The 13289-nt window shown below is 55.5% G+C and carries 13 protein-coding genes and 1 pseudogene; 4 read left to right on the top strand and 10 right to left on the bottom strand.

Annotation, left to right across the window (positions count from 1 at the left end; all coding sequences use genetic code 11):
- Positions 1–156: 156 nt before the first annotated feature.
- From N6V40_RS15465 to tdh, 7 genes are all read right to left on the bottom strand, one after another.
- Positions 157–1104 carry a carbohydrate ABC transporter permease gene (locus tag N6V40_RS15465; protein ID WP_131090084.1) on the bottom strand — a complete coding sequence of 316 codons (948 nt, stop codon included), beginning with the start codon at positions 1102–1104 and terminating at the stop codon, positions 157–159.
- Positions 1104–1640 carry a carbohydrate ABC transporter permease gene (locus tag N6V40_RS15470; RefSeq protein ID WP_315973814.1) on the bottom strand — a complete coding sequence of 179 codons (537 nt, stop codon included), beginning with the start codon at positions 1638–1640 and terminating at the stop codon, positions 1104–1106. The genes N6V40_RS15465 and N6V40_RS15470 overlap by 1 nt, the downstream gene beginning before the upstream one ends.
- The gene (locus N6V40_RS15475; protein WP_262198158.1) at positions 1571–2239 is read right to left on the bottom strand and encodes an ABC transporter permease family protein; all 669 of its coding nucleotides are present in this window, start codon (positions 2237–2239) and stop codon (positions 1571–1573) included. Before N6V40_RS15475 ends, N6V40_RS15470 begins: the two co-directional genes overlap by 70 nt.
- A gap of 68 nt (positions 2240–2307) precedes the next feature.
- Positions 2308–3672 carry an ABC transporter substrate-binding protein gene (locus N6V40_RS15480; RefSeq protein WP_131090086.1) on the bottom strand — a complete coding sequence of 455 codons (1365 nt, stop codon included), beginning with the start codon at positions 3670–3672 and terminating at the stop codon, positions 2308–2310.
- 125 nt (positions 3673–3797) lie between these two features.
- Positions 3798–4823, bottom strand: a complete 1026-nt coding sequence (locus N6V40_RS15485; protein WP_131090087.1) for a LacI family DNA-binding transcriptional regulator — start codon at positions 4821–4823, stop codon at positions 3798–3800.
- Between the two features lie 69 nt (positions 4824–4892).
- Positions 4893–6092: a glycine C-acetyltransferase gene (locus tag N6V40_RS15490; RefSeq protein ID WP_131090088.1), complete on the bottom strand. Its 1200-nt coding sequence runs from the start codon at positions 6090–6092 to the stop codon at positions 4893–4895.
- Between the two features lie 31 nt (positions 6093–6123).
- Positions 6124–7176, bottom strand: coding sequence for an L-threonine 3-dehydrogenase (tdh, locus tag N6V40_RS15495; RefSeq protein ID WP_131090089.1), 1053 nt, complete (start codon positions 7174–7176; stop codon positions 6124–6126).
- 134 nt (positions 7177–7310) lie between these two features.
- Here tdh and N6V40_RS15500 point away from each other — a divergent pair.
- Both N6V40_RS15500 and N6V40_RS15505 read left to right on the top strand, forming a co-directional pair.
- Positions 7311–8215: pseudogene (locus tag N6V40_RS15500) on the top strand (LysR family transcriptional regulator).
- 506 nt (positions 8216–8721) lie between these two features.
- Positions 8722–8982 (top strand): hypothetical protein, encoded by a 261-nt coding sequence (locus N6V40_RS15505; RefSeq protein ID WP_165477358.1) that lies wholly within the window; start codon positions 8722–8724, stop codon positions 8980–8982.
- 303 nt (positions 8983–9285) lie between these two features.
- On the opposite strand, the gene N6V40_RS15510 is transcribed toward N6V40_RS15505, so the two are convergent.
- Together N6V40_RS15510 and N6V40_RS15515 are read right to left on the bottom strand one after the other, a co-directional pair.
- Positions 9286–10116, bottom strand: coding sequence for an aldo/keto reductase (locus N6V40_RS15510; protein ID WP_262198159.1), 831 nt, complete (start codon positions 10114–10116; stop codon positions 9286–9288).
- Between the two features lie 45 nt (positions 10117–10161).
- Complete coding sequence (locus N6V40_RS15515) at positions 10162–11343, bottom strand: MFS transporter (protein WP_131090093.1); 1182 nt, start codon at positions 11341–11343, stop codon at positions 10162–10164.
- A 113-nt stretch (positions 11344–11456) separates the two neighbouring features.
- Here N6V40_RS15515 and N6V40_RS15520 point away from each other — a divergent pair, with 113 nt between their 5' ends.
- Together N6V40_RS15520 and N6V40_RS15525 are read left to right on the top strand one after the other, a co-directional pair.
- Positions 11457–11903, top strand: coding sequence for a MarR family winged helix-turn-helix transcriptional regulator (locus N6V40_RS15520; protein ID WP_131090094.1), 447 nt, complete (start codon positions 11457–11459; stop codon positions 11901–11903).
- Between the two features lie 29 nt (positions 11904–11932).
- Positions 11933–12610 (top strand): HAD family hydrolase, encoded by a 678-nt coding sequence (locus N6V40_RS15525; protein WP_262198160.1) that lies wholly within the window; start codon positions 11933–11935, stop codon positions 12608–12610.
- A gap of 38 nt (positions 12611–12648) precedes the next feature.
- On the opposite strand, the gene N6V40_RS15530 is transcribed toward N6V40_RS15525, so the two are convergent.
- Positions 12649–13275, bottom strand: a complete 627-nt coding sequence (locus N6V40_RS15530; protein ID WP_262198161.1) for a maleylpyruvate isomerase N-terminal domain-containing protein — start codon at positions 13273–13275, stop codon at positions 12649–12651.
- Between the last annotated feature and the right edge of the window lie 14 nt (positions 13276–13289).

A 13289-nucleotide genomic window follows, 5' to 3' on the forward strand; every position in this document is an offset into this window, starting at 1 on the left:
GTGAAGTTTTTGTTCTCGCCCAGTTTCGAATCCGGGATTTCAGACGTGCGTCTCGAAGGGGCAGATATAGCAGCGGCCTCGGTCCCTACTGAGCATCTGCAAGTGATGTTCGGCAGGGACCGAGGCCGTTGGTGAGATGGTGATTCCAGCTTTGCTTTAGCCCTTGGTTGCTCCGGCGAGCAGACCTCGAACGAAGAAGCGCTGCAGCGCAAAGAACACTGCCAGAGGAACGATCATCGAAATGAACGCGCCCGCGGTGAGCAGCTCCCACGATTGTCCGTAAGTACCCGAGAGATCCTGCAACGCTTTGGTAATCGGTAGTTCTCCACCGGAGGTGAAGACCGTTGCCACCAAGAGGTCATTCCATACCCAGAGGAATTGGAAAATTCCGAAAGATGCAATCGCGGGCATGGACAAGGGAAGAACAATTCGCGAGAAGATCTTTCCATGACCAGCACCATCAACTCGGGCGGCCTCGATGACTTCGTTAGGGATTTCCGAAATGAAGTTGTGCAACATGAATATTGCTAGCGGCAAGGCAATGATGGTGTGGGCAATCCAGACCTTGGCATAGGCACCGTCAAGTCCATTGATGCCCAACCCCGGCAGGATATACAGCCCACCGATTTTCACTCCGTCCGAAAATAGCTGGAGCAACGGAACCAACACCATTTGGATCGGAACAATCTGCAGGGCAAACACCAGAACGAACAGCGTATTGCGACCTTTGAAATTGATCCAAGCAAATGCGTAGGCCGCGAGGCTGGCAATGATGATCGGTATAATCGCCGCCGGAATGGTGATGACCAGCGAGTTCAAGAATGCTTTGGACAACGGCAAGCTATCACCCGAAGCGAAGGCCTGAGCGTAATTGTCCAACGTGAATGACGGATTGGACAGGGCCGTCCACCAGCCCGAGGTCTTGATGTCATCTGCTTGCCTGAATGAGGAGACAAAAAGGCCAAAGGTAGGGATGGTCCATACCGCAGCAATGATAAATGCGGCGAGGGTAGCCCCGCGAGAAGTAGTGGCCTTACGCAGCTTCCCGCTGGTTTTTTCGGTGGCCTTGATCAGGCGCCGAGATGATTCGCTGACGGCGCTCATCAGATGCCCCTTTGTTTATTGTGCTGTCGAACGTTGTAGATGATGATCGGCAAAACCAAGATAAACAAGATGACTGCCAACGCCGAGCTGTAGCCGGTGCGGGCACCGAGTTGGAACTGGCGCACCATCTCGAAGGCGAGCACCGTGGTATCTGAACGGCCACCGGTCATCGATGAGACGATGTCGTAAACCTTGAGCGAAGCAATCGAAATGGTGGTCAAGACAACGATCACTGAAGAACGAATCCCGGGAAGAGTGACATTGGCGAAGCGTTGCCATGGGCTTGCCCCATCAAGGTCAGCTGCTTCAAGTTGCTCAGTAGGTACACCCTTGATCGCTGCGGAGAGGATCACCATGGCGAATCCGGCTTGTGTCCAGATCAAGATGATGACCAGGAACAGTGTGTTCCATGGTTCAAGCCCGAGCCAGTCAACAGGTTTAGCACCAAATGCGGTGATGATGGCATTCAGAACACCGATCTGGTCGCCTTGACGGGTGTCGTAGAAGAACTTAAAATGATCGATGCGCCGACAAATGAAATTGCCATTGGCATGAACACCAGAAGTTTGAAGAACTTCTCGCCGCGGCTCTTATCGATGAACACTGCATAGGCCAGGCCGATAATCGTTGACACCACGGGAGCTACCAGTACCCAAACCAAGGTATTGAGCAACGCGGTCACACCATCAGGGCTAGTGAAGACCCAGGCAAAGTTCGAAAGTCCGACAAAGCCGGATCCGTCATTGGCCATAAATGCGCTGAACGCGGTTCTGATGGTTGGGTAGATCAACCCGATGGCGAGCAACAACGCTGCCGGGGCCAAAAAGCCTGTGAGTTGAAGTAGGGAGCCTGCGCCGTGACGTGAGCGTCGGTCCATGAAAAAGAGTATCGCGCCGAGCACGGCAGCAATCGCGGCAACCCACATCACTGAGTTGTACAGCCCTAGGATCAGCAAGATGATGACCGGAACTAGTACGGCGGCGGCAAGCCGAACGATGGTGAAGGCGCGGCCTCGTTTAGTGGCTAGCTCTACAAAAGCCAGAATCACAAAGACCAGCACGCCGAAAACGAGAAGAACTATGGGTATTTGGCCCAGCGGTGGCACACCAGCAAGCCACTGGAAAAATTCAGACATAACAGACAACTCCTACAACGCCGTCAATGGCCGGCAGAACCGGCCATTGACGATGAGTTAATCGGTGACTAAGAGTCATAACCGGACTGAATGTTTTCAAGCACTTCCTTGGTGGACTTGCCATCAACCCAGTCCACTAGTCCCTTCCAGAAGGAGTCGGAACCGACGCTCTTTGGCATCAAGTCCGAACCATCAAAGCGGAAGGTGGTATTTGGATCCTGGAGAAGCTCAACAGCGGAGCGCAACAGGTCGCTGCTGGCATTTTTAGGATCCAGTCCGGAGTTTGCAGAAATGACGCCACCGAGTGAAACGCGGCTATTGGCCCAGTCTGCGCTGGCCAGGTATTCCTGAACCTTGGCGGTGTCTTCATCGTTGGAGAAGGCAGCAACAAATTCGCCACCGCCAACGACGGATACCGGATCATCGGCCTTAGCAGGTGGGGCAACAAACGCCCAGACATCTCCATCTGGTGCAACGGTGGTCTTTTTACCGTCAGCATTCTTGGAGTCCAAAACATAACCTTCCAAGAAGGATGCCTGGTGGGTCAGTGGGCAGGTTCCCTTGGCCACTGCGGTGGACACGTCGCCGAATGCGGTGGAGTTGATCGACTTAACGTCACCATATCCGGCATTCACCTGCTTTGGATCCAACAGGATCTTTCCCACCGATTCGAAGGCACTGGTGACTTCTGGGGAAGTAAATTCTAGATCGCCAGCAACCCACTTGTCGTAGGCTTCGGTTCCGGCCTGACGCAGTACGGCGTCTTCAATCCAGTCGGTGCCCGGCCAGCCTGAGGCTTCACCTGAAGCAAATCCGGCACACCACGCTGGCTCGTTGGTCTTCTTAGAAATCTCGGTGCCAAGGTTGGTCATCTCGTCCCAGGTCTTCGGTACGCTCACACCCCACTCTTCGAACTGCTTTGGTGAGTACCAGACATAACCCTTGACGCTGGCCATCAGTGGAACGCCGTACTGGACGCCTTCAACCTTGCCGTAGTTCTGCCAGTCTTCGGACCAGTTGCTTTGCAGTTGGCTCTGCACTGCTTCGGGAAGTTTTTGTACCTTGCCCTGCGCCACGGTGGCCTGCAGAAGACCCGGCTGCGGGAATACGGCCAAGTCTGGGGTGTCTCCACCTTGGACCTTGATGCCGATCTGAGATTCAAAGTTCTTGTCGCCCGTGTAGCGGATCTTGATGTTGTTCTCCTCGGACCACTTGGCCCAAGACTTTTCCAACAATTTGGCTTCGAGGCCGGTCACCGGACCATAGATGTCAACAACACCATCGGCCTTACCTACTTGGGCTTCGCCTCCGCCACCACCGGAAGCATTAGGGTCATTCGGGTCTGCACCGCCGGAGCATCCTGCCAGAAGCATGCTGATCGCTGCCACTGAAATAAGCGGCGCGAACTTCAATCCGCGTTTTGTACTTTTCATGCTGTCCTCCACCTTGAGTAGCACCGAGCGCGTTAATCCGGCCTGGCGCGAATGATCTCTCTTATAGTGACGTAGATCATCGACGCGCGTCAACACTTGCGCTTAAATGCACAGCAGAAAGTAGATTATGACTTTGGTTTGGGAGCCGGGCCGGAGCTTTGACGGACAGCCATTTCTGGGGAGACTAGCTCTTGAATGACTTGAGGAACCCGGGCTTCAATCCCTTGCACCAGTGCATCAACGGCCTTCTGGGAGATACGTTCGCCAGGGGGTGCCACTGTGGTCAAGGCAGGAGCAACCATCTCGGCTGATCGACCGCTCACGCCCAACGCGATGACCGAAAGGTCCTGCGGAATTTGCAAGGAGGCCATACCTGCGGCGTTCACGAAGCCAGCGGTGGCGAACTCTTTCAGACCCAGTACAGCCGTGGGACGCGAGGCTAATTGCAGGTAGGTTTCCAGCGCTTCGCGGCCACCGCGAGCGTTGTTCTCCACCGGGACTTCAAGCATCGGAATATTTCGCGCCGCCGCTGCTTGGGCGATGGCTCGAGCGGTACGGATGGCCGGGCCGTTGCCGGCTTGTTGATCTTCCACAGACACGTTGATGTACATGATCGATTGGTGACCGAGATCGGCTAGGTAATCCACCGCGATGCGTCCGGCTTCGGCAAAATTATTGTCGACATAGGACAGATCTTCGCTGTCATCGGGACGGCCAATGGAAGCAAATGGGATCTTGGCCCGACGCAGGACATCAAAGCGCGGATCGTTGACCGAGACCTCCATAAGCAGCACACCGGCGACCAGCTTTTGGCCGACCAAACTCTCCAAGCCCATCACATCGGTCGTGGGATTGGACCAGAGCAGCATGTGATAACCCAGCGCACGGGCACGTTCCATGGCCGCGGAGACGTACTCGAACTCGGTGGAGGAATAGCCGTCAACACTGGTGGGAAAGTGCAAAGCCAGGATGCCACGACGCGACCCAGCCAAGCCCTGGGCAAAAGCATCCGGGGTATAGTTTAGCTCCCGCATGGCTGCCAGAACTTTGGCTTTGGTCGCATCGGAAATAGTTCGCCGGCCACTGATCGCGTAGGACACGGTACTGGGAGAAACTCCGGCTAGGCGCGCCACGTCGTCCCTTGTAGCCATTAGTCCTCCGCCTTTGGTTGTGCTGACACGTAGTTCCTATTGAAACACGTCGGCGGGCGTTGTACCGGTTCAGCGGCTGGCGATAAATGCCTGAACGCAGGCTTCAATATCCTGCGCAGAGTGGGCGGCAGAGAGCTGAACACGAATGCGTGCAGCTCCCTTAGGCACTACGGGGTAGCTAAAGGCCGTGACAAATACGCCGCGTTCGAGCATCTTGGCTGCCACGTCGGCGGCCTTGATTGCATCGCCGAACATTACCGGGATGATCGCATGTTCACCGTCGAGCAGTTCGAAGCCCTCTTCGCTCATCCGACGGCGGAAGTGTGCTGCATTTTCGAACAGCTTTTCGCGCAGTTCCCCGGAGTCCACTACCAGTTCCAGGGCTTTGATCGTGGCGGCAACAATTGAGGGAGCCAAAGAGTTGGAGAACAGGTAAGGACGGGCCTTTTGGCGCAGCATTGCCACGATTTCACCGCGTCCTGAGACGTAACCGCCGGAAGCTCCACCAAGGGCTTTGCCAAAAGTACCGGTGTAGATATCCACCCGGTCAGAGACCCCAGCATGTTCCGGGGTGCCAGCGCCGGTTGCGCCCATGAAGCCCACCGCGTGGGAGTCATCAACCATCACCAGAGCGTTGTATCTGTCGGCCAAATCGCAGATGGCTTCTAGTGGTGCAAGGTAGCCGTCCATGGAGAACACACCGTCGGTGACAATGATGGTGCGGCGTGCGCCTTGTCCGTCGTTGAGCTGCGCGGCGGCCTGTAACTGGGTTTCCAGATCGGCCATATCGCGGTTGGCATAGCGGAATCGGGCGGCCTTGGACAGACGGATGCCATCAATAATCGAGGCGTGGTTCAGCGCATCGGAAATGATGGCGTCTTCCTTGCCAAAGAGGGATTCAAAAACGCCACCGTTGGCATCAAAGCAGCTGGAGAACAAGATGGTGTCTTCGGTGCCCAGGAACTGTGAGAGCTTGGCTTCCAGTTCCAAGTGCCCATCTTGGGTGCCACAGATGAAGCGGACCGAGGCCATGCCGAAGCCGCGCTCGTCCATGGCGGTTTTTGCGGCCTGAATGATCTGGGCGTTATCGGCTAGACCTAGGTAGTTATTCGCGCAGAAATTCAGTACCTTACGGGCATCGGTGTCCAAGGAACCGGCCAGAATGGAGGCGGACTGTGCGGAGTCAATGTGGCGTTCGGCTTTGAATAGCCCGGAGGTCTTTAGCTCTTCAAGCTCGGTGCTGAGCTGGTCTTTAAGGTCGGTGTACATGGGTGGTGCTCCTTGTTGATGCGAGTTGTGCTTAGCTAGCGAAAACAGTCCAGTCGAGAACGACTTTGCCGCCGTGGCCGCCCCGGGCTGCTTCGAAGCCCTGCTGCCATTCGGTAGCCGGAACAAAGTCCGTGACTACCGAGGAGATGCGTTCGCGCATAACTTCGGAGCTGGTGAGCATGGCGCTCATGGCGTACCAGGTTTCGAACATTTCGCGGCCATAGATGCCTCTAAGCGTGAGCATGTGGGTGACCACCTTGCCCCAGTTGATATCAATGGAAGAACTAGGCAAACCGAGCATGCAGATCTTGCCGCCGTGATTCATGTTCTCGATCATTTCTGGCAAGGCGCTTGCGTGTCCGGACATTTCCATGCCGTAGTCAAAGCCCTCGACCATGCCCAAATCACGCTGTGCTTGGCCGATTCGAGTGGTTCCTACGTTTACTGTCAGGTCCACACCCATGGATTGGGCCAGCTCGAGTCGTTGATCTGCGATATCGGTGATGGCGATCTTGCGTGCACCCACATGGCGGGCTACCGCGGCGGACATCAGACCGATGGGTCCAGCGCCGGTGATCAGTACGTCTTCGCCAACCATCGGGAATTGCAGCGCGGTGTGTACCGCGTTGCCAAAAGGATCAAAGATTGCGCCGAGCAATGGGGTGATGCGTTCGTCGCGGTGAATGTAAACGTTGCTTTCGGGGATCACCACATATTCGGCAAAGGCGCCATCGCGTTGCACGCCAACCGAGTCCACGTTGATGCACATCTGCTTGCGTCCGGCACGACAGTTGCGACAGATTCCGCAGACCACGTGGCCTTCACCTGATACGCGGTCTCCCACTTTGACGCCGTGGACAAAGGATCCAGTGTCAACAACTTCGCCGTAGAACTCGTGACCTGGCACCAGCGGCGTATTGATCATCGCTTTGGCAGCGTCATCGTAGGCTTCGATATGCAGGTCGGTGCCGCAAATACCGGTGGTCATCACGCGGATTTTGACGTCGTGGACGCCGACTTCTGGCTCGGGGCGGTCCACAAGTTCCAGTCCTGCGTGGGGGCCTGATTTGTACAGTGCTTTCATGCATGATCCTTTGGCGATGGCCGTCGGGATGTGCACTCGACGGACGGTCTTGCTTCAAGTGTCGCACTCAACTCGCACGGAAAACATATTAGAAGAAGATCGATCTACTGATCTATTGCTTTAGCATTTACTTCATGGAATTACATCAGCTACGGATTCTGCGCGAACTCGCGGATCTGGGTAGCGTCAATGCTGTAGCAAAGGCACTTTTTGTCTCTCCCTCTGCAGTTTCTCAGCACCTGGCTCAGTTGCAGCGCGGGTTTCCGGCACCCCTGACGCAGAAGGAAGGCCGTCGGCTGGTGCTGACCGCCGAAGGGAAATTATTAGCTGCGGCTGCCGCTACTGTGGCTTCGACCTTGGCCGAAGCTAATGCGCAAATTCGTACGGTTGATCAAGACCGAGACGTCCCCATTCGCATCGCTGGATTCCACTCGATCGGGCAGACAGTGTTTGCCCCGTTGCTCACCGTTCCGCAAGGACAACTGCCACCGCTGCACTTTTCCGATGAGGACGTTTCGCAACAAGATTTTCCTGCGCTTACCTCAACCTACGATTTGGTTCTTGCCCACCGCATGCCCCACACCGCGCCTTGGCCAGAAGATCGAATCAAGGTCATACCGTTGGCATTTGAACCTTTGGATATTGCCATCCATCAAGATCATCCGCTAGCCAAGTTTGATCAGCTTTCTCCCGCGCAGGTTATCAATGAACGTTGGGTAGTTTCTCGTCCGGGATACTCCCCGCCGATGTCCTGGAGACCATTGCGGCCCTGGCGGGCAAGGCGCCTCGAATTGAGCACCGCGTGAATGACTACGCAACTGCCGCTGCGCTGGTAGAAGCCGGTGATTGCCTTGGGATTCTGCCACGATTCACCGTGCGTAAAACCATCGATCCGTCGGTGACTTTACGACCAATCAAAGGTTTAGATTCCGGTAGACAAATCGACCTTCTACTGCGGGCCGAACATCTGCACCGAAGCACCGTCAAAGATGTCATTGAAGCGATTCGAGAAGCGGTTCAGCGGTTGGTTATTGGTTAGCAAGGCCTGACGCCTCGAACACACAAGGCCCGCACTCAAGCGATCCATTGGGAGCGTGATTCAAAAGATGAGGACAGTGAGCTCCCCTCCTAAAAAAGTATGATTTACAAGATGGATTTAGAAAGTATAGGTTGGTCAGTGCACAACTGTAAAAATCTCAAATGAGGTCCATCAAGTATTTTGCATGTCTACCGGCAAACACCTTGGAAACGCGACAGCCTTTTTGTCGCTTCAGCACTTGAGCACTTGCGATAGGTGTGTCGGGAAGCGCTCACGCCGTAACGCCCCGGATGACTGAGAAGACGATGAATTCGATGGACTCAGCAAAACGAACGACAGCAAATCGTAGGACCCCTTCGCGCCATCGATCAGGTCCCAGAGGAAGTCCTGTTACAAGGCGATGAATAGACACGGCAGGCTTTGGGCGGTGCGCTCGGCGGAATGGTCGCAGAGCTGGTCGGGGTCGCAAAAATCCAAAAAGCATGCCCATAAGTGAAGAGGTCTCTATGAAAAAATCGACTAGAAACATCGTGTTACTACTTCTGGCCATCGCGGCAGGCACACTAATGATAGTTTTCGACAACATGCTTATTGGGGGCATCATTGCCGGCTGGGCGATCCTGTATTGGGGCTGGTCCATTGATGCGAACCAGGAAGTCACCGCCGACGCGCGAGAACTCAATCCTAAAGACATGAAGGAATATCGTCGGCAGCACCCCGACGCGACCATCGTTGATGCAGTCAACGCTTTGGTCCGTACTAAGTAGCCCACGACTTCGGGTGGCACGTGGAGTTGATGACGATCAATTAAAGTTGGAAGCAATGCACAGCGCACCGCATTGAGTTGTCTGACGTCAATGCCATTCCAGACAAGGGGACACAAATCTTATCGTCCTAAATTCGGCGCTCAACCCTTCCTGTGCTGCACATAGCGCGCGTCGATGCGTTTCTTACCAAGCCCTTCCACCCATGATTAGTGGGCGCGAGTCGGCGAGGTAGCTGAATTCCGGATTAAACAGGGATGCTGCCCGCGATTGTGCGCGGGCAGTATCCCTGTTGGCATCTGCAAATTAGCCGTTGAAGGTGTCCGGGTTAGGACCGGTACGACCGTCGCGGTCTAGTGCATCAATGCTTGCCAATTCTTCGCTGGTCAGTTCAAAACCAAACAGGTCAAGGTTGGCGATGATGCGTGATTCGGTGACCGACTTAGGGATGATGACGCGTCCCTGCTGTAGGTGCCAGCGCAAGACGACCTGCGCGGCGCTAATCTGGTGAGCCTCGGCAATTGCCAAGATGGTTTCGTCGGTGAGCATTGCGCCCTGAGCCAGTGGGCTCCAAGCCTCGGTGACGATACCGTTCTCAGCGTTAGCGGCAATCACTTCACGATTCTGCAATGCAGGGTGAAGCTCAACCTGATTTACAGCTGGAACGATAGTTCCTTGTGCAATCAGCTTGTTCAGGTGCTCAGGCTGGAAGTTCGAAACACCGATGGCGCGGATCTTCTTGTCGGCGTACAACTTCTCAAGAGCCTTCCAGGTCTCAACGTACAGTTCCTTTTCTGGAGCTGGCCAGTGAATCAAGAACAGGTCTAGGTAGTCCAGGCCCAAGCGCTCAAGGCTAGCTTCGAGCCCGGCGATGGTCTGCTCGTATCCCATCTCTGCGATCCAGAGCTTGGAGGTGATGAACAGTTCGTCACGGGCAATGCCGGACTGTGCCAATGCCTTGCCGACGCCCTCTTCGTTGACATAGATCGCAGCGGTATCGATGCTGCGGTAGCCAGCCTTCAGTGCCGCTGCCACGGCGGTGGTGGTTTCATCGTTCGGTACCTGGAAGACACCAAAGCCGACCTGTGGCATTTCTACGCCGTTGTTCAGGGTGACGGTTGGGATTGCGGTAGTCATATCTAACTCCTTGAAATTACTTGAGGGACTTGTGAAAATTTTGGATTAGCTAGCTGGAACTAGCTCGGGTGCTGCTGCCGAAGACTTCTTGGCCAGGCCCATAGCAACAAGCACGAGGACCAATGCGGCGAAGGTGATGATCGCGCCGATCCAGATCGGCGAGGTGTAACCCAAGCCTGCAGCGATACCCAGGCCACCGGCCCAAGCACCTAGTGCGTTACCCACGTTGAAGGCACCGATGTTGGCACCTGATGCCAAGGTTGGAGCGTTGCCGGCGTACTGCATGATGCGGCTTTGCAGACCAGGAACGGTACCAAAACCGAAACCACCCATGAGTAGCAAGGCAACGATGGTTGCGATCTGGTTGCTTGCCAAGAAGCCGAAGACCACAAGCACAACGAGCAGGGCTGCGATGAAGAAGAGCAAGGTGCGGTCGATGCTCTTATCGGCCATGCGGCCACCGATCCAGTTACCCACAAAGAGGCCAACGCCGAAGAGCATCAGCAACCATGGCACGGTGGTTTCGTTGAAGCCGGTGATTTCGGTCAGGGTGTAAGCGATGTAGGTGAAAGCACCAAACATTCCGCCGTAGCCCAGGATGGTGACGCCCAAAGATAGCCAGACCTGCAAAGAGGTGAAGGCACCAAGTTCGCGTCGCAGTGAGATTCCTTCTGCTGCGTGCTTGATTGCTGGAACCAAGACGAGGATGCCAATCAATGCAAGAACACCAATAGCGGAAATAGCCCAGAAGGTTGAGCGCCAGCCGGAGTGCTGACCCAGCAGGGTGCCGAATGGAACACCAAGCACGTTAGCGGCGGTCAGGCCGGTGAACATGATGGCAATGGCGCCTGCCTTCTTATTGGCTGGGACCATGTCGGAGGCTACTACTGAACCGATGCCGAAGAATGCTCCGTGACAAAGGGCGGCGATGATGCGGCCAATCATGGCCACTTCGTAGGTGCCTGCCAGTGCGGTGAGCGAGTTGCCGATGATGAAGAGAACCAGCAAACCGACCAGTACCGGCTTGCGTGGAAGCCGAACGGTGGCGGCGGTCAGGCCCAAGGCTCCGACAACCACGCTGAGTGCATAACCGGAAATGAGCCAGCCTGCAGCGGCCTCGCTGACTGCGAAGTCGGTGGCTACGTCTGGCAGCAAGCCCATGATGACAAATTCAGTAAGCCCGATGCCAAAAGCACCGATAGCCAACGCAAGGAGGCCGAGCGGCATAGCGTTACTCCTGATACACTAGAAAAAATAGTTGCACACGCTTGTTATTGCGCGATGAATACTATCGTTGCACGCGCAACTAACCAGCGCAAGCAAGTAATTTGGAGGAAGCCATGGGAATCGCAGATGATGCGGTAGAAATCCGGGCACGAGGATGGCGTACATTGGCGTCATTGCACGGATTAATCGATGCCGCACTAGAAAAAGATCTCACCACTGAGGTTGGCCTGTCTGTGGTCGAGTACACATTGTTGGACGCTTTGAACCGGCAGGATGGTTGGCATATGCGCATGGCGCAGCTTGCTCGCGCCACTGCATTAAGCCCCAGCGCCACCACCCGACTAGTCACCCGGCTAGAAGATCGGAACCTGCTCTCACGCGTATTGTGCGCCGACGATCGCCGCGGGATCTACACCGAGCTGACCCCGTTGGGCCATGAGCTGTATCAGAAGGCCAAGCCCATCCACGATGCCACGCTAGAACGCATCCTGAAGCAAGCCGAAGAACAGCCCGAGCTGGCACCTTTGGCCCGCATTCTTCACGAGTTCTCACTGGCCTAGTCGATCGCCCATTGTGTAGAAGGGGTAGCTTGTTGCGTCCAAAATTCTCTGCCGTCCTCTTTGACTGCGACGGTGTACTCGTTGATTCTGAGTCCATCACCAACGCAGTTCTCCGACAGATGCTCATCGAGCTTGGATGGAACATTAGCCAAGAAGAATGCATCAGCATCTTCATCGGCAAAGCCCTGAAGGACCAGTGGGAACCAATCCTGACTCACACTGGCGTGCGTATTGATGAGCAGTGGATCAGCCAGTTCAGGGAACGTAGAGATGTCGCGTTGCGCTCAAACCTGCAAGCCGTGCCTGGCGCCTTGAACGCAGTGCAGCTGATTTCACGCGTGTATAAAAACAAGATCGCGTGCGCCACGGGAGCAGACCGAGGCAAGGTCGAGATGCAGCTGTCGATTACCGGGATGGCTTCTTCCTTCGGCACTCACGTTTATAGCGGCATGGAATATGCGCACAGTAAACCGGCCCCCGATGTCTACTTGGCTGCCGCCGCTGGACTGGAGATTGATCCGACTCAGGCAGCCGTGGTTGAGGATACCGTTACCGGAGTGACCGCCGGCGTTGCGGCCGGAGCCACGGTCTTTGGATACTGCCCCGGTGGACCGATCAGCAGCACTAAGGAGAAACTCCTGGGTGCCGGCGCTACCGAGGTGTTCATGCACATGGATCAGTTGCCATCACTTCTTACCCAGGCCTAGCTGAGGAAAGAACCCGATAGTCGTCGGGGAGGAACTGGTCAGCCCCAGGGCTCCAAAGCAAAGCCCTTTCCTAACGGACCGCGCCCAGCCAACCAAGCAACTAGCTCGACACGCGCTTGCGGGCTCGCCAATCGTTCGGGAACGGTGGCCAGTAGATTGCCAAGATCCCACGCTACGTAGTCTTCGTTCCACTGGCTTGGCGTATATCCCAGCCCAAGATCAACAAGGTGCATTTGTACTTCACGTAGGCGGTGAGCCGGGCAACCACCGACCCCATAGTGCCCACCTCCCATGAAATCGGAGTTGGGCCAGCCAGCCTGTTCGCTTTGCTCAAGAATTCCATCTAGATGGCGAACACTCGCTTCCAGGTCAGCCAAGATTTCAGCTGCTGAGTCCTTCGCACCGTCCTCAATTTCCTGACGCCGTTGCTCTGGACCGTTCGCGTATTTGGGAACATCCTCACCATTCAAGGCCCCGTCCATACGACGTGCATGTGCATCGGCATTTCGCGCAAGATGCGTCAACACGTGGCCCACCGACCAATCAGGCAAATTACTGTTCTGCCGCATTTCCGCCTCGCTGAGGCCAGCCACATGCTGCAATAATTCCGCGTGGGATTTGAGACATAAACGTGCCGCTATGCTCGGATTTTTCTCGAGATCCATGGTGATCCTCTCGC

This window comes from Glutamicibacter sp. M10, from assembly GCF_025452055.1.
Lineage (GTDB): Bacteria > Actinomycetota > Actinomycetes > Actinomycetales > Micrococcaceae > Glutamicibacter.

Excerpts from the sequence above, each read along its gene's own strand:
- N6V40_RS15480 (WP_131090086.1), bottom strand. The coding sequence starts at position 3,672 with ATGAAAAGTACAAAACGCGGATTGAAGTTCGCGCCGCTTATTTCAGTG.
- N6V40_RS15490 (WP_131090088.1), bottom strand. The coding sequence starts at position 6,092 with ATGTACACCGACCTTAAAGACCAGCTCAGCACCGAGCTTGAAGAGCTA.
- tdh (WP_131090089.1), bottom strand. The coding sequence starts at position 7,176 with ATGAAAGCACTGTACAAATCAGGCCCCCACGCAGGACTGGAACTTGTG.
- N6V40_RS15465 (WP_131090084.1), bottom strand. The coding sequence starts at position 1,104 with ATGAGCGCCGTCAGCGAATCATCTCGGCGCCTGATCAAGGCCACCGAA.
- N6V40_RS15530 (WP_262198161.1), bottom strand. The coding sequence starts at position 13,275 with ATGGATCTCGAGAAAAATCCGAGCATAGCGGCACGTTTATGTCTCAAA.
- N6V40_RS15510 (WP_262198159.1), bottom strand. The coding sequence starts at position 10,116 with ATGACTACCGCAATCCCAACCGTCACCCTGAACAACGGCGTAGAAATG.
- N6V40_RS15485 (WP_131090087.1), bottom strand. The coding sequence starts at position 4,823 with ATGGCTACAAGGGACGACGTGGCGCGCCTAGCCGGAGTTTCTCCCAGT.
- N6V40_RS15515 (WP_131090093.1), bottom strand. The coding sequence starts at position 11,343 with ATGCCGCTCGGCCTCCTTGCGTTGGCTATCGGTGCTTTTGGCATCGGG.
- N6V40_RS15505 (WP_165477358.1), top strand. The coding sequence starts at position 8,722 with ATGAAAAAATCGACTAGAAACATCGTGTTACTACTTCTGGCCATCGCG.
- N6V40_RS15520 (WP_131090094.1), top strand. The coding sequence starts at position 11,457 with ATGGGAATCGCAGATGATGCGGTAGAAATCCGGGCACGAGGATGGCGT.
- N6V40_RS15475 (WP_262198158.1), bottom strand. The coding sequence starts at position 2,239 with ATGTCTGAATTTTTCCAGTGGCTTGCTGGTGTGCCACCGCTGGGCCAA.